The 24,393-nt window shown below is 62.7% G+C and carries 19 protein-coding genes and 1 pseudogene; 9 read left to right on the plus strand and 11 right to left on the minus strand.

Features of this window, described 5'->3' with window-relative positions; translation table 11 throughout:
* Positions 1-64 precede the first annotated feature (64 nt).
* The 4 genes from HX613_RS01845 to HX613_RS01860 form a co-directional block, all read right to left on the minus strand.
* Positions 65-448 (minus strand): MerR family transcriptional regulator, encoded by a 384-nt coding sequence (locus tag HX613_RS01845; protein WP_235343796.1) that lies wholly within the window; start codon positions 446-448, stop codon positions 65-67.
* A gap of 16 nt (positions 449-464) precedes the next feature.
* A complete protein-coding gene (locus tag HX613_RS01850; RefSeq protein WP_235343798.1) occupies positions 465-1,448 on the minus strand; it encodes an LLM class flavin-dependent oxidoreductase in 984 nt (327 codons plus the stop codon).
* Between the two features lie 174 nt (positions 1,449-1,622).
* Complete coding sequence (locus tag HX613_RS01855; protein ID WP_235343800.1) at positions 1,623-2,273, minus strand: copper resistance CopC family protein; 651 nt, start codon at positions 2,271-2,273, stop codon at positions 1,623-1,625.
* Between the two features lie 33 nt (positions 2,274-2,306).
* A complete protein-coding gene (locus HX613_RS01860; RefSeq protein ID WP_235343802.1) occupies positions 2,307-2,819 on the minus strand; it encodes a low molecular weight protein-tyrosine-phosphatase in 513 nt (170 codons plus the stop codon).
* 109 nt (positions 2,820-2,928) lie between these two features.
* Here HX613_RS01860 and HX613_RS01865 point away from each other — a divergent pair, with 109 nt between their 5' ends.
* Positions 2,929-4,875, plus strand: coding sequence for a M13 family metallopeptidase (locus HX613_RS01865; protein WP_235343804.1), 1,947 nt, complete (start codon positions 2,929-2,931; stop codon positions 4,873-4,875).
* Between the two features lie 184 nt (positions 4,876-5,059).
* Here the strand turns inward: HX613_RS01865 and HX613_RS01870 are convergent, their stop codons facing one another.
* Positions 5,060-6,574 (minus strand): DUF1684 domain-containing protein, encoded by a 1,515-nt coding sequence (locus HX613_RS01870; RefSeq protein WP_235343805.1) that lies wholly within the window; start codon positions 6,572-6,574, stop codon positions 5,060-5,062.
* Between the two features lie 218 nt (positions 6,575-6,792).
* Between HX613_RS01870 and HX613_RS01875 the strand changes: the two genes are divergently transcribed.
* Positions 6,793-8,157 (plus strand): M18 family aminopeptidase, encoded by a 1,365-nt coding sequence (locus HX613_RS01875; RefSeq protein WP_235343806.1) that lies wholly within the window; start codon positions 6,793-6,795, stop codon positions 8,155-8,157.
* A gap of 77 nt (positions 8,158-8,234) precedes the next feature.
* Entirely contained in the window at positions 8,235-8,756 is a 522-nt protein-coding gene (locus tag HX613_RS01880; protein WP_235343807.1) for a GNAT family N-acetyltransferase, read from the plus strand.
* 233 nt (positions 8,757-8,989) lie between these two features.
* On the opposite strand, the gene HX613_RS01885 is transcribed toward HX613_RS01880, so the two are convergent.
* From HX613_RS01885 to HX613_RS22440, 3 genes and pseudogenes are all read right to left on the minus strand, one after another.
* A complete protein-coding gene (locus HX613_RS01885; RefSeq protein WP_235343808.1) occupies positions 8,990-9,982 on the minus strand; it encodes a TAXI family TRAP transporter solute-binding subunit in 993 nt (330 codons plus the stop codon).
* Positions 9,983-9,998: 16 nt separating this feature from the next.
* The gene (locus HX613_RS21960) at positions 9,999-10,763 is read right to left on the minus strand and encodes a TRAP transporter large permease subunit (protein ID WP_328284880.1); all 765 of its coding nucleotides are present in this window, start codon (positions 10,761-10,763) and stop codon (positions 9,999-10,001) included.
* A 208-nt stretch (positions 10,764-10,971) separates the two neighbouring features.
* A pseudogene (locus HX613_RS22440) lies at positions 10,972-12,225 on the minus strand (TRAP transporter permease); the annotation flags it as partial.
* A 334-nt stretch (positions 12,226-12,559) separates the two neighbouring features.
* Between HX613_RS22440 and HX613_RS01895 the strand changes: the two are divergent.
* Complete coding sequence (locus tag HX613_RS01895; RefSeq protein ID WP_235343809.1) at positions 12,560-13,330, plus strand: amidohydrolase family protein; 771 nt, start codon at positions 12,560-12,562, stop codon at positions 13,328-13,330.
* A gap of 105 nt (positions 13,331-13,435) precedes the next feature.
* On the plus strand, positions 13,436-15,112 hold the full coding sequence (locus tag HX613_RS01900) for an ABC-ATPase domain-containing protein (RefSeq protein ID WP_235343810.1): 1,677 nt from the start codon (positions 13,436-13,438) through the stop codon (positions 15,110-15,112).
* A gap of 47 nt (positions 15,113-15,159) precedes the next feature.
* On the opposite strand, the gene HX613_RS01905 is transcribed toward HX613_RS01900, so the two are convergent.
* Positions 15,160-16,638: an MFS transporter gene (locus tag HX613_RS01905; RefSeq protein WP_235343812.1), complete on the minus strand. Its 1,479-nt coding sequence runs from the start codon at positions 16,636-16,638 to the stop codon at positions 15,160-15,162.
* A 294-nt stretch (positions 16,639-16,932) separates the two neighbouring features.
* Here HX613_RS01905 and HX613_RS01910 point away from each other — a divergent pair, with 294 nt between their 5' ends.
* Positions 16,933-17,673, plus strand: coding sequence for a TetR/AcrR family transcriptional regulator (locus tag HX613_RS01910; RefSeq protein ID WP_235343814.1), 741 nt, complete (start codon positions 16,933-16,935; stop codon positions 17,671-17,673).
* 18 nt (positions 17,674-17,691) lie between these two features.
* Here the strand turns inward: HX613_RS01910 and HX613_RS01915 are convergent, their stop codons facing one another.
* Positions 17,692-19,986, minus strand: a complete 2,295-nt coding sequence (locus HX613_RS01915) for a thioredoxin domain-containing protein (protein WP_235343815.1) — start codon at positions 19,984-19,986, stop codon at positions 17,692-17,694.
* Positions 19,987-20,135: 149 nt separating this feature from the next.
* On the opposite strand from HX613_RS01915, the gene HX613_RS01920 reads away from it, so the two are divergent.
* Positions 20,136-21,029, plus strand: coding sequence for a hypothetical protein (locus tag HX613_RS01920; RefSeq protein ID WP_235343817.1), 894 nt, complete (start codon positions 20,136-20,138; stop codon positions 21,027-21,029).
* A 76-nt stretch (positions 21,030-21,105) separates the two neighbouring features.
* Here the strand turns inward: HX613_RS01920 and HX613_RS01925 are convergent, their stop codons facing one another.
* Positions 21,106-21,921, minus strand: a complete 816-nt coding sequence (locus HX613_RS01925; protein ID WP_235343818.1) for a glycerophosphodiester phosphodiesterase — start codon at positions 21,919-21,921, stop codon at positions 21,106-21,108.
* Between the two features lie 300 nt (positions 21,922-22,221).
* On the opposite strand from HX613_RS01925, the gene HX613_RS01930 reads away from it, so the two are divergent.
* Positions 22,222-23,253 carry an Lrp/AsnC family transcriptional regulator gene (locus tag HX613_RS01930; RefSeq protein ID WP_235343819.1) on the plus strand — a complete coding sequence of 344 codons (1,032 nt, stop codon included), beginning with the start codon at positions 22,222-22,224 and terminating at the stop codon, positions 23,251-23,253.
* Between the two features lie 87 nt (positions 23,254-23,340).
* Positions 23,341-24,285, plus strand: a complete 945-nt coding sequence (locus HX613_RS01935) for a polysaccharide deacetylase family protein (RefSeq protein ID WP_235343820.1) — start codon at positions 23,341-23,343, stop codon at positions 24,283-24,285.
* Positions 24,286-24,393 lie beyond the last annotated feature (108 nt).

The raw sequence follows: 24,393 nt of genomic DNA on the forward strand, positions 1-24,393 counted from the left end.
CTTGAAAACTGGACGCCCAAGGACAATGTCAACGTCAGGGACTGAGCGACATCCCTCGAGAGGATCAGGTCAGCGAGATTTCATCCGCACTGGCTCGATCCATCGCTGCGATGTACCGATCGAGGGCATCAAGATTCTGCTCGAGGAACGCGATGCGACTTTCCATCTTCTCGCGCTGCTCGAACAACAACGCACGCAATTCGGGGTCGGGATCCGCCACTATGGTCTCGCGCGTATCGTTGAGACATGGAAGCATGTCGCCGATGATCCGTGTCGGGATTCCCGAGTCAAGGAGCCCACGGACCTTGAGCACGCGCTCCACCAAGTAGTCGTCATACTCGCGGTACCCGTTGTCGAGGCGACGTGGCGCAATGAGGCCCTGTTCCTCGTAGTAACGCAGCATTCGAGTGGGCACCTCGGTCTTCTTGGAAAGTTCCCCGATTCGCATTTTGGAACTCCTGGAATCAGAACCAGGCGTCGGCGAGCAGCTTCAGGGAACGCTCCGCGACAGCAGGGTCATAGGCGTAAGTGACGGTGATGAGCTCGTCTGCCCCGGTGCGCTCGACGAACTCCGACATCTGACGGGTCGCAGTCTCGGGTGAACCAACGGCGCTGATCTGGAGCATCGGGTTCTCACCGCCGCCGGCCAGCTCGCTCGGGTCGACCGGTGGTTGCAGCTGACGGCGGCGACCGCGGCCGATGTCGGCGAACATCTGCTTGACCGACGTGAACTCGCGCTCAGCCTCTGCGTCAGTCTCTGCCACCATCACGTTGATGCCGGCCATGACGTAGGGCTTGTCGATCTGAGCGGTGGGCGCTTCGGTGGTGAAGGATTCACGGTAGACGCGGATTGCCGCATCGATCTGATCCGGAGCGAAGTGGGAGGCCAATGAGAACGGCAACCCCAATTGACCGGCGATCGCGGCGCCGTTCGTCGTCGAGCCCAGCACCCAGATGGGGACTTCGGTGTTGGCTGAGACAGCGGATTCGATCGGCATCGTATGCGCCTTGCCCTCGGAGCTGAACCAACCCTGCATGTCATAGATGTTCTGAGCAAAGGACTGCGGCTCAGCCGAGGAACGGCTGAGCGCCTGCGCTGTCATTCCATCGGTGCCCGGCGCACGTCCCAACCCCAGATCGATGCGATCGCCATGTATGTTGGCCAGCGTTCCATACTGCTCGGCGACCATGAGCGGAGCATGGTTGGGCAGCATCACTCCGCCTGAGCCCACACGGATCTTCTCGGTCACCGAGGCGGCCTGGGAGATGAGCAGTGACGTGGCACTCGCGGCCAGCCCCATGGTGTTGTGGTGCTCTGCGAACCACAGCCGCCGATAGCCCAGCTCATCAGCAACACGTGCCGCGCTCATCGAGGCATCGATGGCCTCACGAGCGGTGGATCCGTCACGGATGGGGACGAGATCGAGAATATTCAGTGGAATGGACAAAGTAGTGAGGTCCTTCGGACGAGGGTGTAATAGATCAGTCGTTAAGGACAACAGCCACCGCGCGAGGTTCTATTCCGCAATCGCGTCCGGACGCAGTGAGGCCCCGAGCACATATGCGCTCGGGGCCTCACCGTCAGATCAGTGCTGATCGCTTATGTCAGCGTCAAATCAGTCTCACTCGTTCTTCGGACCATCGCCGGAGTCATCACTATTGGTGGTCCCGGGCAGGCCCTGGGCCTTGCGGCGCATGAGGAGGACGACGATGACGATGATGGCCAGGCCACCAACGCCCAGCAGAACGATCATCGGGGTCGACATGCCGGAATCGCTTCCGGTGGATTCTCCGATCTCGCCGCGCTCTTCGGTGTCCTTGCCCGGTTCGTCGACGACGCCGCCGCCGAGTCCGGCCTGCGAGGACTGCTCAACGGAGCCGCCTGCGCCCTCGGCGTCGGCGATTTTGAAGTCGAAGTCACCGGAGATCGGGTGACCGTCGGAGGACACAACGCGCCAGGTGACCTTGTAGTCGCCGGGCTTGAGGTTGTCGGGCAATGCAACGGTGAGCTTCTTGCCGTCAACAGCGAGTTCACCTGCGGAGACGTTCTTGCCGTCGATGACGACCTTGACCTCGGAGCCGACCTCCTGAACTTCGCCGGAGAAGGTCATCTCGATCCATTCCGGCTGCTGGTCGACCGTCGTTCCGTCCTCGGGATTCGAGGAGACGAGCTGGTCATGAGCACTGGCCGGGGCAAAAGCAAATACACTCAAGGCAGCCACCAGCAGGGCAGCGAAGCCAAGCTTGAGAGCGGACCACTGTGTTCGAGTCATGTCAGTTTTCTCCTTCAAAAATTACCTTCAGTATCACCGAGTCTGCTCGGCCACAGAGTGCAGATAATCCGTGAGTCCCGGCACGGACACTTCTATTATCTCAAGAGTTTCTTCGAAATGCTTTAATTGCCCCGCCCACGGGTCGGGAACATCCGGTGCGGGAGCATCGACAGCCTTCTCCGCAGCCACCCGCGGATCGAATTCGCGCAGCATACGCAGCTGCGGGCGCACCTCGGCGGGGAGGTCTGCGATGAGGTTCTGCAGAGCTCGGTAGTGCCTGCGGGTCATCGCGATGGCCACGTCACGTTCGGCCAACCATTCGGAGGTGATTTGGCGCGCCACGTGATCCTCGGTCCGGTAGCCGGCGGTCTTCAGCACCCGCGCCTGAGTGGGGTCGATAGGGTTGCCGGCCTCTTCATCGCTGATGCCGGCGGAGTCCACGACCGCCTCGGCGCCGCTTCGTTCCAGGTGGCTCTGGAGCACGCGTTCGGCCGTGACCGAACGACAGATATTGCCCGTGCACACGAACACCACGGATGCCGCCATTGTGCGTTCCTCCTCATCGACCCGATACCCACAGCTGCGGTGGGCCACCAGCGCATGCGCATCGGAAAATCCTGACCATTGTCCTTGTTGATCACGATACTGTTGCACCATGACATCTGTTACATCGAACGCTTCGGCGCGCCCTCAGGACGATCTGTTCCGCTACATCAACGGCGAATGGATCGACTCGTTCACCATCCCCGACGACCGTGCCGGCGACGGCGCGATGCGCGAACTCTTCGACACCGCAGAGACCAAGGTCCGCGACATCATCACCGCCGTCTCCGACGCCCCGCAGGAGCCGGGCAGCGAAGGCCAGAAGGTCGCGGACGTGTTTTCCTCGTTCATGGATCTCGACCAGATCAACTCGCTCGGAGTCACTCCCCTCGATTCCTCCTTCGCCGCCATCGACGCGGCCGAGGACAAATCCGAGCTGGCGAATCTGCTCGGCCGCCTCGAGACCGAAGGCGTCGGCGGTGTCCTCGGCGGCTACGTCACCGCCGATGCGAAGGACTCCGACATCTACGCCCTCTACCTCGTTCAGGCCGGCATCTCCCTGCCCGACGAGGACTACTACTTCAACGATGACCACGCCGAGGTGCGTGTGAAGTTCGTCGAGCACGTGAAGAAGATGTCCGCCCTCGGCGGGATCGGTGCCAAGAGCGGAATCTCCGACACCGAGGTGGCCGCCAAGGTGATGGCGTTCGAAACCGCCCTTGCCCGCCACCACTGGGACCGGGTCGCCTGCCGTGAGGCGGAGAAGACCTACAACAAGCTCACCCTCGATGAGCTGCGCAAGCTGGGCCCCGGCTTCGACTTCGACTCCTGGTTCTCTTCGCTGGCCGCCGACGTCGACGGTGAACTGACCTACCTGGTCATCGGCCAGCCCTCCTTCGTCACCGGCATGGCCGAGGTGTGGGAGCGCACCGACATCGAGACGATCAAGACCTGGCTGCGCTTCTCCGTCCTCTCGGACACGGCCTCGCTGCTGACCGATGAGATCGTCGAGGAGAACTTCGACTTCAACGCCCGCACCCTCTCGGGCACCCCTGCTCTGCGGGAGCGCTGGAAGCGCGGTGTCGGACTGGTGCAGGGCCTCCTCGGCGAGGCTGTGGGCAAACTCTATGTCGCACAGGAATTCCCACCGGCTGCCAAGGACGCGATCGACCACCTCGTCGAGATGCTCATCAAGGCCTATGACAAGTCGATCAACGAGCTCGATTGGATGAGCGCGGAGACGAAGAAGAAGGCCCTGGTCAAGCTCTCGAAGTTCACGCCGAAGGTCGGCTACCCCGAGGTGTGGCGCGAATACCCGGCCGCGATCGACTCCTCGGACCTGGTCGGCAATGTACGTCGCTGCTCCCGCGCGGAGCACGTGCGCCAGATCAAGCGCATCGGCAAGGAGATCGACCGGACTGAGTGGCTGATGACGCCGCAGACCGTCAACGCCTACTACCACCCGGTGATGAACGAGATCGTCTTCCCGGCCGCGATCCTGCAGCCGCCGTTCTTCGACGCCTCCGGTGATGTGGCGGCGAACTTCGGTGCCATCGGCGCGGTCATCGGCCACGAGATCGGCCACGGCTTCGACGACCAGGGTTCGCGCTACGACGGCGACGGCAACCTCGTCGACTGGTGGACGGCCGAGGATCGGGAGCGCTTCGAGGAGCGCACCAACGCCCTCATCGCCCAGTACGAGGCCCTGGTTCCGGCCGGCCTCGAATCATCACAGCATGTCAACGGCGCGCTGACCGTGGGTGAGAACATCGGCGACCTGGGCGGACTGTCCATCGGCTGGAAGGCACTCGAGCTGGAGTTGGGTCGGGTGCCGTCTTCCGACGAGGCCGCGACGTTCTTCGAAGCCTGGGCCAAGGCCTGGCGGGCGAAGATGCGCACCGAGGAGCGCGTGCGACGGCTGAGCATCGACCCCCACGCACCGGAGGAATTCCGCTGCAACCAGGTCGTGAAGAACATGACCGCCTTCCACGACACCTACGGCGTGGGCGAGTCGGAAGGCATGTACCTGGCCCCTGAGGAGCGCGTCACCATCTGGTGAGCAGGTTGCCCTGCCAGGCAGGCGAGCTGGACTTACTGGCCGGGTTTGCCCACTAAAACTACCTGACGGCGGCCCAGATACCTTGTGCGAGGTATCTGGGCCGCCGTCAGGTAGTTGTGGGAGAGTATCGGCGCTCAGCGGCGCTGCGCGTTCAGTGGTGGTGCGCTTTCAGTGGTGGTGTTGCTCAGCGGTGCTGGCGGATGAGGCAGACCATGCGGTAGTCGAACTCTTCCCAGCTGGCGATCGGGGCGTTCGACTCCATGGCCGCCTCGAACTCTTCGATCTCCTCGAAGTCCGACTCCAGCGGGATATCGTAGGACATCTCGATGTAGATGAGTCCGCTCGCATCGGTGTGCGCAACGTCGAATCCGGCGTTCTGCGGCGTCAGCTCATTATTCATCACGATGAGCAGCTTGCCGTCGGTACCCGCGTACTCTTCCTCGATGCCGTCGACGTACCCCTCGGATTCGCGCAGTTCGCGCTGGGCTCGGATGACGAACTCGGCATACGCGCCGATGCCGATCACGGGGATGCGGGAGGTCAGGGCCTCGGTCGCGACCTTGATCAGGCGCGACCTCGCCTTGCGCGTCAGCGGCGCGACATCGCCTCCGGACATGGCGACGCCGTCGAAGCCGACCAGCGATTGAGCGCTGTGTTCGTGGTTCGGGTTGAGCAGCGTGGTGTCGAGTCCGAAGCGGGCGTACCACGGCCGGGTCACCTCGGCGCTCTTTTCGTCCCACCACACGTAGAACAGGAACGGCACGTTGATGCCGGCTTCCGAGAAGTAGAACGGCGGGGTACGCTCCCCCGCGGTGACCTCGAAGGGAACGATGTTGCCCTCGATCGGCGCCGGGCAGGTGGCGAAGGCAGTGAACGCGAACGGGTAGTTGACGGCTCGGTTGAAGTCGACGACCAGTGAGCCGTCATGGTTCGGCACACCCAGGTCGAGGGTCCTCCACGCGGGTGTGGAGACGCCATTCGTGGAGTCGTGGAAGTCGAGCTGCAGCCCGCTGGCGGGGTTGCCTGTGGCCAAGAGCTTCACCTCGCCTGCCTCACTTGTGAAGGAGACGGTGCCTACTGCCGGAGTCAGCACGTTCAGGTCGTCCTGCGCCGTGTTGATCTCGTGCACTTCAGGTTTCTCGAAGGGAGTGAACTTGGCGAGGAACACGAAGCTGGGATTCGGGTCGAAGACGGGAACTTCGAAGAACTTGCCCAGCAGCGGCGACTTGGAATCGCGCACCCGGATTCCGATGCGTCCGGCACGGTCGATGAGTTCGTAGAGCACATTGCCGACTGTGAACCATTGGAGGGACCCACCAGTCGGCAGCTTCGCGCTGAATCCGTTCTCTTCGACCCGCACCTCGGGCCCTGCGATCTCGGTAATCTTCGGCAGAATCGTGGTGTCGCTCGGCACCGAAGCCGAGCTGGAAGGAGACGCAGCATTGGTGTTCGGGCCCGCCTCGGCGGACTTGCTCATGAGGTCGAAGGTCGCGGCAGCGGGACCGGCTTTGATCCCAGGCTCAAGGGCCACACTGACCCACCCGTCATCGTCGACGGTGAAGGTGCCGGGAGCGTCGGGCCAGGTCGTCGTGTCTTCGAGCCAGTGCAGACCGGACACGCTCAGCCAGCCGAAGGGAGTCGCAAGTGCCGAGTTCCTCGAATCCCGCCAGGTGTTCCATTCGGTCACGAACTGGTTCACTTCGAACACTCCTTGCATTGCATTGTTTCTTGGCGCTGGTTCACGGCGCTGGTTCACGGCGCTGGTTCTCGGGTGATGGTCGGCGCAGCCCGAGCGGTCGATGGCTCCTGAGGCACCAGCCCCCTCACCCGCTGACGTGTCGACGCGGCCTCGAAAACCAATGCCCTTGTGGCCAAAGCTACCGCAAACGATAGGCTGTGAAAATGAGTGCATCGCCCGTGAGACCACGTACGAAAACCCAGGTCGCAGCCGATCTGGCAGACTTCATCAGTTCTTCTCCCAGTTCCTATCATGCCACCGCGACGGCGGCTGCACGATTTGAGGCCGCAGGTTTCCTCCGACTCGATGAGCGCGAGAAATGGTCTCTCGAGCCTGGCCAGAGCCACTATGTCATTCGTGACGGTGCGATCATCGCATGGCGGACTCCGGCAAGCAAAGTCGGTGCCTCCGCCGCCGGCGCGGATGAAGCGTCCAGCGATTCGAGTGAACTTTTCAGCAACTCGGGTGGACTGCCCGGCACGGTTCCCGGCTTTCGCGTGTTCGGTTCTCACACGGACTCCCCAGCCTTCAAGCTCAAGCCGGGCGAGGAGTTCACCGCTGAGGGAACTCGCCAGATCGGCGTCGAGATCTACGGCGGGCCGCTGCTCAACTCGTGGCTCGACCGGGAGCTCGCGCTGGCTGGGCAGCTCAGCCTCGCCGACGGTTCCGCCGTCCTCGCGCAGACCCCGCCCATCGCGCGCATCCCACAGCTGGCCATCCACCTCGACCGCCAGGTCAATGACGGCCTGACGCTGGACAAGCAGCGCCACACGACCCCCATCATCGGCTTGGCAGGTCTGGCTGAAGCCGAAGTCATCGAGATTCTCGCCGCCTTCGCCGAGGTGGATCCGGAGCAGGTCGTGGGACACGACGTCTACACGATCCCCGTTCAGTCCCCCGGGCTCTTCGGTGCCCAGGAGGAGTTCTTCGCCGCGCCGAGGTTGGACAACCTGTTGTCTGTCCACGCAGGTGTCTCCGCGTTGGTCGAGGTCGATGCTGCGTCGCTGGATTCCGTCGCGCTCTTCGCCGGGTTCGACCATGAGGAGATCGGGTCGAGTTCACGCTCCGGTGCCTGCGGGCCCTTCCTCGCCGACGTCACCGAGCGCATCATCGCCTCCCTGGTCCCAGGGTCGACGCGCAGCGACTACTTGGCTGCACTGGCCTCGTCGATCTGTGTGTCCTCCGACGCGGGGCATGCGGCCCACCCGAACTATCCGGAACGTCACGACCCTCATGTCCGCCCCCGCCTCGGCGGCGGTCCGCTGCTGAAGCTCAACGCCCAACAGCGCTACGCCACGGACGCGGTGGGCACCGCCGCCTGGTCGCAGGCATGTGCGGCGGCCGGTGTCGAGTACCAGAACTTCGTGTCGAACAACGCGATGCCCTGCGGGTCGACGATCGGCCCGCTGACCGCAACCCGCCTCGGCATGACCACCGTCGATGTGGGCCCGGCACTGTATTCGATGCACTCGGCCCGCGAAATGGTCGCCATCGAGGATGTCGTGGCGCTGGGTGCGGCTGCGAAGGCGTTCCTGCAGGGGTGAGCGCGGAGCCGCGAGGGTGAGCTGAGTCGTTCTTGCGGGGCAGTCCGGGGAGTTTCCGCGAAGCGTAACCTGGATTGATGTTGCCGCATGAGCTGCCGGTGTCGCCGGGAGAATGGCCCCGCAGCGTGGGCTCTCTCACGCTGTCTCTGCCTGATCCCGAGGGCGTCGATGCCGTATTGCGTTGGCGCAATGATCCAGCGGTGACGGAATGGCTGATCCAAACGCGCATCAACCCCGACTCATTGAAGAAGGAATGGCTGAGCAGCCTCACCAATCCTCTGCAGCATGTTGTCATCGCGTGGCTCGGTGATGAGGTGGTCGCCTCAGGGTCGCTGTGGATCGTCGACGGCATGGGCCAGACCCATGGGGATCCCGAGGCCTACAGCAGCCGCGAGGCAGGCATCGACTATCTGGTCGATCCTCGCCACCGCGGTCGAGGGTTCGCCAGTCGAATCGCAGGAGTGATGCTTGGTCTGGCTTTCGACGAATTCCATCTGCGACGAGTGACTGCGGGCTGCTTCGCCGACAACCATGCCTCCCGACGCGTACTCGAGAAGTCGGGCATGCGGCTCGAACAGTACGGAGTCCGCGACTCGTGACACGCCGACCACGGTTGGCTCGACGGCTGCACCTACGCGATACTCGCCGAGGAATGGACCTCGCCGAAGCTTTAGGTGCAGCACCTCGGTGGACGTCGCGCCCGCCACACTCAAATGAACAGGTTGCGGAGCAGTACACGGGTTGCAACTTGTGTACTGCTCCGCAGCCTGAGGCGGTCACTGGGAACTACCGCCGGAGCCCTCCCAGTGAACTTCCGATTCAGCCCACCTGTCTACTTGTTCAGTTCTTCCAAGGCCTTCTTCGAGCCCGGATGGAGTTTGATCGGGTCAGGTGTCTCGGCGTTTTCGAGCTTGATGTCCTTGGCCGCTGCGTGGACCTTCTCCAGGTCGGCCTTCTTGTCATAGATCAGCTTCGTCAGAGCGCACGCGGTGCCTTCGTCCATGTCGTTGCGGACCATGAGGACGTTGGGGGTGACGATGGTCTTGACGGCCTTCACTCCCTTGTATGTGTCGGCGGGGATCTCGTCGACCTCGTAAACCGGGTTGATCTCCTTCATCGGGTCCTCGAGCTTGGAGATGTCGATGAATTCGACGTCCTTGCCGTTCGAGGTGAAGAGGTCGGTGACGCCGGCCGTCGGCAACCCGCCGGACCACACCATGCCGTCGATCGTGCCGTCCTTCATTCCGTCAACGGTCTTGGTCAGGTCGAGGCGCTGAGTTGTCACATCGTCCTTCTTGAGTCCTGCCGTTTCGATGAGGCGGTTGGCGATGACCTCGGTGCCGGACTTCGGCGAGCCGGTGGAGATCGTCTTGCCCTTGAAGTCCTTGACGGATTTGATGCCTGCGTCCTTGCGCACGACCACGTGCGTGAAGTTCGAGTAGATGCGCGTCAGTGCCGAGATGTCCTCCGGCTTCTTGAAGTCCGCGTCACCGTTGACCGCATCGGCCGCTGTATCGGCGAGTGAGAATGCAACGTCGTAGTCCCCGGATGACAGCTGCTGCAGGTTCTGCACGGAGGCACCGGTCTCGGCTGCGGTGGCCTTCAGATCGGAGTTGTCGGAGATGATCTGCGCCAGTCCGCCGCCGAGGACGTAGTACACGCCTGTCGAGTTTCCGGTGGCGACGGTGATCTGCCCGGAGGCCGCGGTGCAGTCGCCGCCGCCCTCGCCTGCCGGTTTGGCTTCCTGCTTACCGCCGCATGAGCTCAACGCCAGCACCGCGGCAACGGCTGACGCCGTGATTGTGAACATCCTTGTTCGCTTCATGGACTTCGTCCCTTTCTCAGTTGGACTCGGCCGGAGATCCGGTCGAGTGTGATTCGGTGGATCCGATATCGCTGGTAGTCGCCGAGGTGAGCTTCGGTTTGCGACGCAGCAGCAGGTGAACGATGACGCCGAGGATGAGGGCAGAGAACCCGATCATCATCGACATGGGCTGGAGGTAGAGCAGGGCTCCTGCGGCGATGAAGCACAGGATGCGCTCCGGCCAGCCTGCACGGCGGATGATCCAGCCACCGGCACCGGCGGCGAGTGCTGCCACGGCGAATGCGGAGACGAGCCCGGTCCATACCGCGCCGATGAATCCGCCCTGGGCCACAAGGCTCGCGCCCTCGGGTGTAAAGGTGAAGGCCAGCGGGACCAGGAACGCAGGTATTGCATACTTGCATGCCTGCCACATCGTTGCGATGACCCGGCCGCCGGTGATCGCCGAGGACGCGACGGCCGCCAGAGCCGTCGGGGGTGAGACCTCGGACAGGACGGCGTAGTAGAAGATGAACATCGCAGCGGCTGCCTCTGGGACACCGAGTGAGATCAGTGCCGGGCCTACGATGACCCAGCTGATGATGAACGAGGCCGTCACGGGCACCGCCAGGCCGAGGATGGTCACGGCCACGGCGGCGAAGATGCAGGTGAAGATGAGGACCGCGGTCGGGTCTGTCGACAATGCCTGCGCGCCCTTGATGAGGATGTCGGAGATGACCTGGCCGAGGCCGGTCTTCGTGATCGTCGAGACGATGATGCCTGCGGCCGCGCAGACGCTGGTCACCGGCAGGACCGAGCGGATGCCCGAGGACAGTGCCCCGTAGAAGACGTCCCAGATCGCGAGGAGAATCGTCTTCGGTTCGCCGAGGCTTCGATGATCCCGAAGCCGATGCCCACCAGTGTGGCGTAGACAACCGCCTTGAGGGTGCCATGCCCATGGAGAGGAAGACGACGATGATGCTCAACGAGATGAAGTGGTAGAAGCCCCTCTTCAGGATGGGCCACGCGCGCAAGCCAGGAGGCGGCGTGTAGTCGACCTCGATCTTGCGGGAGTCGATTTCGATGGCGAGGAAGATGCCCAGGTAGTACAGAAGGGTCGGGACCACTGCCCACAGCAGGACGAGCCCGTAGGAGACGTTGAGCAGCTCCGCGATGATGAAGGCGGCAGCACCAAGGGTCGGAGGTGAGAGGATCGCACCGATACCGGAGGCGGCGAGCATTCCACCCGCGTTCTCCTTCGGGTAGCCGGCCTTCTTCAGCACAGGCCAGGTCACGGCACCGAGTGAGACTGCAGTGGCGGTGCCGGAGCCGGAGACCGTGCCCAGGAGGAAGCCGGAGAGAGCGACGGTGCGTCCCGGTGCGGCCTTCGACTTCTTGAATAGTGAGAAGCTCAGGTCGATGAAGAAGCTTGCCGCCCCGGTCTTGTCGAGGACGGCTCCGTAGATCGTGAAGAGGACGATGTAGGTGGCCGCGACGTCGAGGGGGATGCCGTAGAAGCCGGAAGCATCGTTGTACAGGGCGTTGACGATCTGGTCGAAGTTCTGGCCGGCGTGGGATCCTGGCCAGCTGATCGGAATGTAGGCGCCGTAGTAGCTGTAAAGGAAGAAGACGATGCAGAAGATCGGCAGGATCAGACCGGTGGTTCTGCGCGTCGCCTCAAGGACAAGCAGGAGGAGAACACCGCCCATGATGACGTCGAGCGAGGTCAGCGAGCCCTGCCGGTTGAGGAACTCGTTGAAGCCGCCGGAGAAGAAGGGCAGCACCGGGTAGGCGCAGGTGAGGAAGGTGAGAACGACGAGCGCCCAGTCGATGATCGTCGGATTGTCGTTCGACCGACGCTTTGCCTTCGTGCGTGGTTTCGCGGTGGAGTCAGCAGCCGCACCGCTGCCAGTGCCGACGTCGCTGCCGGCAGCGACATCGCTGTCGACAGCCTCGGCGACGTCCAGGGCCTGGTCGGCGACATCGCTCTTGCGGCCGAAACCTGGCCGGTAGCAGATGAAGACCAGTGGCAGAACGAACGCCAGGAACCACATGAGGTAGTACTGATTGCCTTGAGTCAGCGGGAAGAACACCTGTTTGAGAACGAACAGTGACACGACGAAACACACGATCCCCACGCCGAGGTCGAGCCTGCGTGTCAGGGTGCGCTGAGGAAGCTCCTCATCGTACTGCGCGATCAGTTCGTCGACGTTCGTCTGCGGTATCGGGTTCGCAGGCGGCGCCTCGGAAGGACGTGCGGACATCATTGTCCTTTCGGATGCTGGGTCATAATGCTCAAGCCATGTTGCTCTGGGGCTGTTGTGAACCACCTCACAATATACCGAGCGTCCGCTCACCTGCCTCTCCCGTGTCCCGACCAGCGGTCATATTGTCGAGATCGTTACTCGCAGTGCCGATAGGTGGGACTGGGACATCGGTCTCACGGCAGTGCGCACCCACCTCGTCGCAGTGCGTCCCCACCTCGCCGCAGGGCACCCCAACACACGACAGGGCTCAACAGTTCAGGTTCCGCATTCGCCGACCGGGCGGTCGGCCTCTGCGATGAAACACACCTTGCCGAATACGGGGTAGATTGGGGCCATGAATTCTCCGACCCCGGTCTTCGACTCACACCTGCACATCATCGACCCCAAGCATCCTCTCGTCGAGAACAACGGCTACCTGCCGGACCCCTTCGCGGTCGAGGATTATCTGATGCGCATCAGTGGTCTGGGCATTGCCGGCGGAGCAGTGGTCGCCGGGTCATTCCAAGGGTTCGACCAGTGCTACCTTGTCGATGCCTTGAGCACTCTTGGCCCCGATTTCGTCGGCGTCACTCAACTTCCCGTCGACACGTCCGACGATCGCATCCTGGAGCTCGACCGCGACGGAATCAAGGCCCTGCGCTTCAACGTCGCCCGTGGAGGCTCAGCAGTCTTGGACGACATGGAACATATGGCTCGTCGGGTCCATGACCTCGCCGGGTGGCACTCGGAACTGTACATCGATGCCCGCAGCATCGATGAGGATCTCAGCGACCGCATCGCCGGACTGCCCGCCGTGAGCATCGACCATTTCGGCATGCACAGCGACGGACTGCCCGCGCTGCTGAAACTGGTCGAACGTGGCGTCAAGGTGAAGGCGACAGGCTTCGGCCGGGTCGAACTCGACCCTGCCGCCACGATGCGAGCGATCGTCGACGTTGACCCCTCGGCACTCATGGTAGGCACGGATCTGCCGTCGACCAGGGCCCCTCGACCGTTCGAGAACACAGATTTCGACATCATCCGTGACGCCCTGTCGCCTGAAGAGCTCACCGCTGTGTGCTGGGACAACGCCGCAGAGTTCTATCTGGGACGCACGCGCGACTGATTGTGAGGCTACCGAGAGCCTGATCGCGAAGCACTGGGCAAAGTCCTGGCGAAGCACGGGGCTCGTCTTGGCCCGCGTTGACCTCAATCAAGTAGCATTCCACGGATGAACTCCCCACGATCGAATCTCGCATCCACCCTGCACAACCTCGATGGCCGCAGCTACGGAAACTACAAGCAGATCCGTGGCAGCTACGAGTTCGGGCCGGTCACCGTGTTCATCGACCGGGTCCAGGTCGATCCCTTCGCCTCACCGTCGAAGGTCCGGATCAGGATCAACCGCGCCGAGGCGGGGTTCCCCACTGAATTCACCACCGAACGCGCAGATCGCATCGCGGCCGCCGACTTCCTCTTCCGCGTCGGCAACACACGGCTCAAGCGATCCGATCGGAGCGCGATCCTCCTTGGCCGCCCCGGTCAGGAGGTGCTCGAGCGCAGCAACGTCGTCATCGACGACTCCGGGTTCGAAGCCCGACTGCTCGTCAACCTCCCAGCCCGCGGCAGGCGGATTCTCGGCCACCAGGCCGCCGATATCCTCACCCGCGATGTGCCGGCCCTGGCCGAGGCGATGTTCATCGGCTCGAATCTCAACGCCGGTGATCTGCGCGATCATGTCCAGCTCCACCGGGATCAGCTGGAACTGCAGAACCACCTCGGCGAGGAAGGTCTTCTCGCGTTCATCGGCAATGGCGCGATCCTGCCGAGGCGAACCGGGGATTCTGACATGCCGATGGATTCTCACGCCGTTCCTTTCACCAGCCCGAGTTCACTCGAGCACACATTCACGCTCTCGAGCGGACGCAGGCTCACCGGCATGGCAATCCCGCGTGGTGTCACGGTCATCGTCGGCGGCGGCTATCACGGCAAGTCGACGATTCTGCGAGCCCTCGAACGCGGCGTCTACCCCCACATCGCCGGCGACGGGCGTGAGTGGGTCATCACGGAACCCAGTGCCACCTCCATCCGGGCCGAGGACGGTCGCGCCGTGACCGGCGACGACATCTCGCCCTTCATCAACAATCTGCCATCCGGCACTGACACGAGAGCCTTCACCACAACGAATGCGAGCGGGTCCACGTCGCAGGCGGCCAACCTCGTGGAGGCTGTGGAGGTCGGTGCACGCACGCTGCTCATCGACGAGGACACCTCGGCGACGAACTTCATGATCCGCGATGATCGGATGCGGGCGCTGATTCCAGCCGACCGCGAGCCCATCACGCCGTTCGTCGACCGTATCCGCCCGTTGTTCACCCGCCGAGGTGTGTCCACGGTGCTGGTCGCCGGCGGATCGAGCGCATTCTTCGAGGTCGCCGACCATGTCATCGCCCTCGACGCCTACGTGCCGCAGGAAGTCACCGAGAAGGCACACGAACTCGTGGGGGTGAAATCAGCCGATGACAGCGACGACGCGTTCTCCATCCCACAACCTCGAATCCCGACCGCGAAGGCGCTGCGCCCCAGCTCGAAGACGAAGTCGGCGAAGGCGAAAGGACTTGGCCAGGTCCAGTTCGGCAAGGCCTTCATCGATCTGACCGCGGTGTCCCAGCTCGTCGACCCGCAGCAGACGACAGGCATCGCCGAGGCGCTCGAGTACATGGCCGAGATCTTCGACGACCAGACCTCACTCACCGAGGCTCTGGCCGAGGTCGAGGACATGCTCGATGCACAGGGGGTCGACGGCCTGACCGGCAACCGCGATCATCCGGGACATGTCGCCCGCCCCCGTGCACAGGAGATCGCGGCGGCGCTCAATCGTTTCCGGGGGCTGCACCTCGTCGACTGAGCTCGGGTGCGAAACGGACTCCCGGGCACCTGCACTCGAGCACCTGCTCAGTGCTCCTCGCTCTCGGTCGAATCGGTCAGCGTGCGAATGCCGAAGACCGACATCACCAACACGATCCCGGCGAGGACTGTGAACGAAATCTGCTGCGAGTGCACGAAGCCGGCAACCGTCGCCGAATCCCACGCCCCCTGCGGCATTGTGCTGCCGAGAGCCGTGGCCATAATCGTGCCGACTATCGCAACGCCGACTGCATTGCCGAGCTCTTGAGCGGTGTCGTTGAGTGCCGATCCGATCGATGTGTGCGTCTCCGGCAGTGCGCCGAGGAGTGCGACGGCACCGGTCGTCATGATCGTCCGCATCCCCATAGTCATGATGAGCATGCCGATCGCACACCAAATGTACCCGTGAGAGAGGGCATAGATCCAGATCACGAGACTGCTGAGGACGAGGGCGATACCGCCGATCGAAGTCTTGCGGTGACCGTAACGGGCAACAGCGCGATCGACGAACGGGCCGGCGAGCAGCATTCCGGCAACGAACGGCAGGTTCGCCAATCCGGCTTGGAGTGCTGACCAACCCCAAGCGAACTGGTAGAGCTGGGTCGAGACGAACATGACGCCGACCATGGCGATCATCGTCGCAGTCTGGAGAATCGCGGAGCCGCTCACGGTCGGCAGCGTGAGCAGTTTGAGATCGAGCATCGGGTCCTTGGCGGTCTTCTCGCGCCAGATGAATCCGCCGAGAGAGACGGTTCCGACAGCAAAGACGGTGATTGTCAGCGGTGCGCTCCAACCATTTTCGACCCCGGCGGTGAAGCCGTAGAGGAGGAATCCGAGGGAGGTCACGGAGAGGATGCCGCCGAGGATGTCCGCACCGCCTTCACGCCGGTCGGCCGGGTCGTCTTTGGCGATCCCGAAGCGCACGCCGAGCCACGCGATGGCCGCGACCGGTGCATTGACAACCAGAAGTGCCTGCCAGGGCCAGCTGCTGATTGCGAGTCCGGCAAGTGTGGGGCCGACGGCGAAACCGATCATCGAAACGACCACGATGAGGCCGATTGCCTTCGTGCGCAGATCGTCGCGGTCGAAGAGGCGGAAGATCAGGGACATGGTCAGCGGGGCGATGAACGCGGCAAAGACTCCCGACACTGCCCGCACTGCGATGAGCTGGGCCGGTGTGGTGACGAGCAGCACCGAGAGTCCGGTGAGGCCGAAAAGAACGAGCCCGAAGAGGAGGGTACGGCGGCGGCCGAGTTTGTCGCCCATTGTGCCGCCGACCATGAGCAGGCCGCCAAAGGTCAGTGAGTAGGCGCCGACAATCCACTGCAGGTCCGTCGGAGCGGCGTTGAGGTCACGTCCGATCGTGGGCAGGGCGATGTTGAGGATCGAGTTGTCGACCATCTCAACGAGCATGGTCAGGCACAGTGCGACGAGCGCGGGCCAAGCCGCGCGGAGACTCTGCGGTTTGCGTTTCTGAGTCTCGGCGAGTGAGGAGTCGGACGAGGTCGAGGGGGTGGAGGAGGACATGTACGTCCTTTCGCGGGTAGGTCGAAAGGTCGGCTGGAGAGCCGGCGAGTGAAGGACATTGCGATCGAACAATGTTCGCCAATGGAACGACGTTCGATACATCGAACTGTGTTCGAGAATAGAACGGTGTTTGATTGAATGCAAGTCTCTCGGTAGATTCAAGGCATGGCACCTGAGACTCCCCCGCGTCCGCGAGGCGATCAAAACGCGAATTCACGCAGACACGGTCCTCGTGATCCATCGAATGACGCTCAACGCAGAAGCAGCCCTCCCCGACGCCGAGGTGGTCGTGGGGTGGCGCGCACACGTACGTCCCTCTCGCTGGAGCAGATCATCGAGGCCGCGATCACCACGCTCGACGCCGTTGGGGCCGAGAAGATGACCTTGCGCGGGCTGGCCGCACAGCTCGACAGCGGCGTGGCCAGTCTCTACTGGTACGCCTCAGGCAAGGACCAGCTCATGGCCATCGTCGCTGATGAGCTTCTGGGACGCGCATTGGACGAGGCCGAGGAACTCGAACTCGCCGGTCAGCCGCATCCGGAGCAATTCGCGAAATATCCGCTGCCTGTGCCCGATGAGCGCACGAGTGCCGCCACAGCCGAAGCTCTGGTTCGGATTCGGCGACTTGCGCTGTGTCTGTTCGTCCAGATGCTCGACCACCCGTGGCTGGCCTTTCAACTCATCAAAGCGGGCCCCGATGAGCAGAATTCGCTGAGCTACTGGGAATTGGTCGGTCAGGCATTGCAGAAGACGGAACTGGACCTGACCAGACAGCTCCAGGCGTCTATGGTCGTCGCCAACTATGCCTCGGGCATGGGCGCAGAGGTCTCACAGCGGGCGATCGACCGCGAAGCACTGAAAGACCCCGAAGCCCAATACACCGCTCAGATCGACCACTGGGCAAGTTTCAGTGAAGAAGACTTCCCCTTCGTGCACTCCGTGCTCGGCGAGTTCGACAAACTCGACGAGGCATCGGATTTCGTCATGGGCCTCGACCTCGTCCTGTCAGGACTCGAACGCCTGACCTGGAGCTGACGCGGCTGAAGTTTGAGGCTACCCGTCGAGCTGCTCGGCGAGTTCATCCGCTGTGCGCACCGGCAATGAACACTGCATTCCGCGGCAGACGATAGCGGTGCCCTCGGGCACGTCGACCTCTGATCCTTCCTCGTCGGGGACTCCGGTCGAATCAGTCAGCAGCGTGACCGCTGGATGTCGGGCGGCGATGCCGCTCAGCTCAGCATCACGAGTGGCGACCCGTACCGGGTTGAGCGTCCGCTCGGACTGCCACAGCGCGTGACCGCAGCCGCGCGGAGCACGTCCGGCGAGCGCCCGATAGACGCCGAGAAGCCTGTCTCGCAGGTCCAAGAGCTGACCGGTACTCAGTGGACCTTCCGGACCGTTTCCAGCACTGCTGTCGACACCGAGCTCTGCGAGCAGAAGCGCCACCTCTGCTGCGGCAGACCTGCCGGAGGGCACCGTGTTATCCACCGGATCGGAGGCTCTCACACTCAGGATCTCGTCGCCCATTGAGTCGAAGATCTCGAGCGTCTCCCCTTCAGCAGTGAAGTCCGTGAACATCGTCGCACTCAACGACACCAGGTCACTCACCTGCACGGACGCCCCCGGCAGCTGTCGAACTGTGATGCCGGCAGTGATGAACTGTGCCCAGTCAGCGAGTCCGGCCTGGCCTGGTCCCGGCGTGTCACCGGTGAAGCTGCGTCGGACGTTGAGCCTCGAATCGGTACCGGAATCGGCGCTCACGTCTGAGTCGCGGTCAATGCCTGCACCGGAGTCGCCGAAGCGCGCCAGCATCGCGTCCCACAGATGGACTGCCGCACTCCCCCAGCTCACCGACGCGTCCGTGCCTGCGGAAGCCCCGGCAACTCTCGTCCCGTCCGTGCCGTCTGTGGCACGGGTGTACAGCGCCGCTTCGGCCAGAGCCGTGACTGCCAGTGAATTCCATTCGGTGATCGTCTTCTCATCCCGTGCGGGCTGGGACCGCTGCTCCAGCAATTCTCTGAGCCCGGATCGTTGCGCGGCCGTCGCCGAGGTGGCCCACGGCGCGGGATGCTTCTTGTCGAAGGGGACGTCGTCCATGCCCAACCAGTCGATGATGCGAATGGCGGCGACGACGGAACCGGAGAGCTCTGCGGCGGCCGGCGAATCGACGAGTTGGAACAGCCCCTCCTGCCCCACCTCGGCGAACTCCTCGGGTGTCACGACGTAGGCGGACCCCTCTTCCAGCACGCCGTCAGCGTTGAGGGAGTCCGCGTCGAGCGCGGCGATGAATCGGTCCCCGTCGGACATGTCTGTGTTGAGGAAATTCGCGGTGTCGGTGACCTCACGTTCGGCGAGCGCCAGCCACTTCGAATCCGGGTTGAGCGCGCGTTCGACCTTCGCCCATTGGACGGCGGCGCGCAGGTAGAGCGCATTGTCGTAGAGCATCTTCTCGAAGTGCGGCACGAACCACTGCCGGTCGACGCTGTAGCGGGCAATGCCGCCGCGCACCTGATCACGCATGCCGCCGCTCGCGATCCGTGCGAAGGTGCTGCGCACCGCGATGAGGCAGTCGAGGACGAGCTCGCCCTCGAGATGGCCATCGGCTCCCACCCTGTCGACCTTTCCAGGAGCAAGAGCCCCATCCCTCGCCGAGGCGGTCCCACCCAAGCGCACGAACGTGGCCAAGAGCTGCATGAGGTTCATCAGCGGCGGGAACTTCGGCGCCTTGCCGAACCCACCCCACGCGGGGTCATAGGAGTCGAGCAGGGACTCGGCTGCCGAGTCGAGTTCCTCGGCACTGAGCAGTTCCGAGGCGGCTTCGGCGGGCAACGCGTCAGAGACTGCACTGGCCATATCGGCGAGCCCACGATCCATGCGCTTGGTCATCTCGGTCACCTCGGCGCGGCGTTCCGTCCACGACTGTGACACGGCCGCGAGCACCTGTGTGAACGCGGGCAGGTTCCCCCGCGGTGCCGGCGGGAAGTACGTCCCGGCGTAGAAGGGACTGCCTTTGGGCGTGGCGAAGATCGTCATCGGCCAGCCGCCCTGGCCGCGCATCGCCTGGAGGGCGTTCATGTAATAGGAGTCGATGTCCGGGAGTTCTTCCCGGTCGATCTTGATCGGCAGGAAGTTCTCGTTGATGATGGCCGCGATGGCCTCGTCCTCGAAGGATTCGTGGGCCATGACGTGGCACCAGTGGCACGTGGAGTACCCGATCGAGATGAGCAGCGGCACGTCACGACGGGCCGCCTCGGCGAGGTTGCCCTTCGTCCACATCCGCCAGTCGACGGGATTGTCGGCGTGGGCGCGAAGGTAGGGACTGGTGGACGACGTGAGTTCATTGGCCATGGACCCAGCGTCTCATTCGGAGGCCCGACCTGAGAACCGGCGTCTCATTCCACCGGCCCTGACCGTGGCGTCGACCACTGATCGGAGCCGTCCTCTTATCGACAAGCCAAGTGGTTAAATACCATGTGGTTCTATGGGATGATTCCACCATGGATGAGGAGACGTATTCGCAGACGAAAAGTCCTGGGACAGCTGCCGCCGAGGACCAGAATCCTGCACTCAGCGGCGGCCCGTCCCCGATGCGCTTCACGGTGGTCGCACTCGCGTTCGTCGTTCACTTCGTCGCCTGGATCGGCTACTGCGCACTCATGGTCGCCTCATCCAACTACTACTTCGCCCAGAGCCTGCCCACCGGAATCGCCATGTTCGTCCTGGCCTGTGTGGCCGGCGCCGCCGCCATCGTCGTCGCGCGCGAGCTCTCGCCGATCCCGCGCAGCATCGTCACCGTGCTCAGCATTGCAATCTTCGGAATCTCCGGCATCGCCGAGGTGGTCGGACGCGTCGAACGACCGATGCCGGAACTGATGGTTCTGACCTTCGGAGAAGTTGTCACACTCATCGGCATGTTCGTGTTCCCCTTCGTCATCGCGGGGGTCCTCGTCGCAGTGGTACGCAAGCCTGAGGTGGCGGGCCGCCCGACAGCCGGCGCAGTTGCCGTGCTTCTTGTCTGTGTGGTGATCGCAGTCTGCTGCCTCCTGCCGAAGTTCGGAGTCCTCGATCCGACTGCACTGCCCTCATGGTTCCGGACGGAGTTACCGATCGCCCTGAGCTCCGGAATCGGCATGGTCGCCGCAGTGTTCCTGCTTGGGCGTGTGCAGTTCCACGCCTTATCGTTCGGCTGGTCTCTGGTCATCCGAGTCTTCGGCTTCGTCACCCTGGCTTGCGGAATGCATCTGTGCAACCTCTCGACAGGTCTGCTCGTGGGCTTCTATCCTCTTGGCGACGGCGGCAGGATGTTCTGGACGGGAGCCACGTTGGGGTTCCCCATCGGCGCAGTGGCTCTGCTCGTCTCTGTGGCAGCGGCGAGACGTCGGCTGTCTTGAGACACACTCTGCCTTCCCTCGGATCCGTTCTTTCCCGAGTCATCCCGGACCTGGTGCTCGCCTCGGCGCGCTGACCTCAGAGGTCTTCGACGACCGCGACGAGCCGGTCGGGCCTGTTGGTGATGATGCCATCGGCACCGAGGTCGACAGCCTTCTCCATGTCTTCGACGCTGTCGACGGTCCACACCAGGCTCGACATCCCCAGCTCGTGGACATGGCCGAGGAAGGTGGCATCGGCCGCGATGTACTGGGGATTGACCTGATCGACCCAGGTGGCGAAGTCGCGCAGTTCGTCCGGGCAGGGCCGCCCCAGAACCCCGACGGGGATCTCCGGTGCCAGCGCGTGGAACTCACGGATGAAGGCCCAGTCACCGGACTGGACGACGAGCATCCCCGCCGCCAATGCCCGGTCCAGATAGTCGGGGGATGCGGTCAGAGATTCAACGAGCGCCTGGGCGAATCCCGGGTATCGGGTGGGGTGTTTGACTTCGAGGAGCAGCCCGGTGCGGGTCACGTGCACCAGATCGAGCACCTCGGCGAGGTGAGGGACCCGGACGCCGGCGAACGATTCAGACTTCCAGCTGCCCGCGTCGAGGCTGGCGATCTCTGCTGTGGTCATGGACTTCACGCTGTAGTCCGTGCGGTCAGGATGGGCGACGCGGGCATCCGTCGTCCGTTCCACGGTGACGTCGTGGATGACGACGAGTTCTCCGTCAGCATTCATGTGCACGTCGATCTCGAGCATGTCGGTGCCCTGGTCGATGGCGGCGACGAAGGCCGGGATCGTGTTCTCCGGATAGTCGGCTGACGCGCCACGATGCGCGATGACCAGAGGCGGAACCCGGGTGTGGGTGACGGCCTCGGAGGTGTGGTTTGCGAGGGTGATTGGCATGGCGGGGACTCCTCAGAGTTGGCGACTCGGTGCAGGCTCGAGCGGCCGATGGTGCAGTGTATTGCGGACAACCCTAAGCAACCCGAGCAATGAACGGATGATGTCTGGGTAGACGCGACGTGAATGCTAGATGGGTACAGCGTCAGCGTCGCCGACGTTCAGTTGAACCAACCAGCACCCACTAAGAATGTGTGCACCCTTCAAGCATCAGCCGCGGGATCTCGAAATCTGCCACATGGATATGTCTTTTTGAAGGAAACAATCTATTGACTTTGCATATTTGGCGAATATGATCAGATTGTGAATCAAAACACACGATCAGTCGGCGTTCTGGATCCGATCGACAGAGCCATCGTCGATGTCCTTCATCGCGATGGCCGCGCACCATGGGCAAGGGTTGCAGATCAAGTCGGAATGTCAGCGGCAACCGTTCGCCGACGCTACGAAACCATGCACAATCAGGGCGTAATTCGAGTGATTGGAGCAACCGACGTTGCTCGGCTCGGTTTGGGAACGCCGATCTACATGCGCATCTCCAACGCCCACAGAGACCTGGACGTACTCATTCCCCGGCTCAAGTCACGGAAGGAAGTTCGATCCCTCAACACACTTCTCGGGTCCGTCGACATTGCGGCAGAAATGGTACTTCCTTCAAATGCAGACCACAGCATGCTCGTAGCAGAAATCACCGAGGGAACTGCAGCGACAGTAGAGACGCTCCTCCTCACTCACGCGTTCGCCTCCGGTCAAGACTGGGCGCCGCCGCGCGAGACGGACGAGCCTACGCGATTGGCTTCGGTGAAGACTGAACCAGCTCCACCAATCGAGCTGTCCCAATCTGAAGCGAAGGTTCTGGGAATGCTCATGCACGACGGCCGGACTTCGCTGGGCGACCTCGCCAAGGCGATTGGCAAATCTGAGAACACTGCAACTCGGACCATTGATCAACTCCAAGAAAATGGCCTCCTCGACTTTCGGATACTCGTGGAACCGGAACGATTGGGCTTCGCCACCGAGTTTCTCCTGTGGCTGGAAGTCGAGCCTCAGCATCTCACCGAAACAGCGATCGCTCTATCGGAACACTCATCCACGAAATACCTCACCGCAACAACCGGAAGTTTCAGCCTAGCCGGACAGTTCATCGTTCGTGACCGCACCGAGCTGTTCCACTATTCCACAAAGGTTCTCGGCTCCCTGCCCGGAATCCGCAGCGCGGAATTCTCTATCCAAACCACTACTCATAAGCGTGTTTGGACGGCGATCGAATCGGGAGTCTACGCAACCGCAGGCCTGCCGTTGGATCCAATTGAATACCTCCAGCCACATACGTGACAAACCGATAACGTCCACTCAGCCTCGGCAAGGTCGCACGGAATGGCCCGCACGTCCTTGCCGAGGCAACACCACAAAGGAGAATCGATGTCCTTACAAAACCCTTCATCCACGGGCCCCAATACTGAGCCGTGGCAGTGGCCTGAGGAGCAGTGGCGCTCTGAAGTCAACCGCGTACGTGCCGGACGCAGCTTGGTCGACACAGACGTCTCGCGGCGTTGGCCGGAGGAAGCTCAATGTGCCGTTCTCATTGCCTACGATTCCGATCATGAGACCCCCTATCTGCGAGACGGACAAACCTCGCCAGGCTCCCTGGCGCAGGGCGAATATGGCAGTCGGTCAGCCGTACCGAGAATTCTCGACATGCTTGCCCGTCACGAGGTGCCCACCAGCTTCTACGTGCCTGCAGTGTCGGCCCTCCTTCACCCCCAGGACATCGAAGGATATGTTGCCGGCGGCCACGAGGTTGCCGTGCACGGGTGGATTCACGAGCGCAACACCGCCTTGCCCTATGAAGCGGAACTCGACCTCATCAGCCGGGCCGCCGACGTACTCGAAAAGCTCAGCGGCACTCGTCCGAGCGGTATACGCACACCGTCGTGGGATTTCTCGCAGTCCACGTTAAAAGTCATCAAAGAGCTAGGTTTCAGCTACGACTCATCGCTCATGGCCGATGACGAGCCCTATGAGCTCAACGCTGATGGCGCACCGACGGGAATCATTGAGATCCCCGTCGAATGGATCAGGGACGACGCACCCTATTTCATGATGGATCGCTTCGGCGGCCTCCGTCCCCATCTCTCCCCCTACGATGTTGAGCGAATCTGGGTCGACGAATTCGAAGCTGCGCATGCCGCCGGCGGTGTATTCGAGCTGACCCTGCACCCGCACATCAGCGGACACAGATCTCGTCTCGCAATGGTCGACCGGCTGCTTTCACACATCCGCACTTTCGACAATGTCTGGTTCGGCACGCATGCCCAGCTCGCAGACCATCTGCGAACCAAATTCATCCTGACAACTCAAGGCTGACTACCAAACGCCTCAGACCTTAACGCTCATCACGGACCATCTGATCCGCATCTTTGGCGTCTCCGGAAACTCCGGAGCTCCCCGCATATTTTGAAAGCGCGGACACAA

This window comes from Brevibacterium sp. UCMA 11754 (genome assembly GCF_021532275.1).
GTDB lineage: Bacteria > Actinomycetota > Actinomycetes > Actinomycetales > Brevibacteriaceae > Brevibacterium.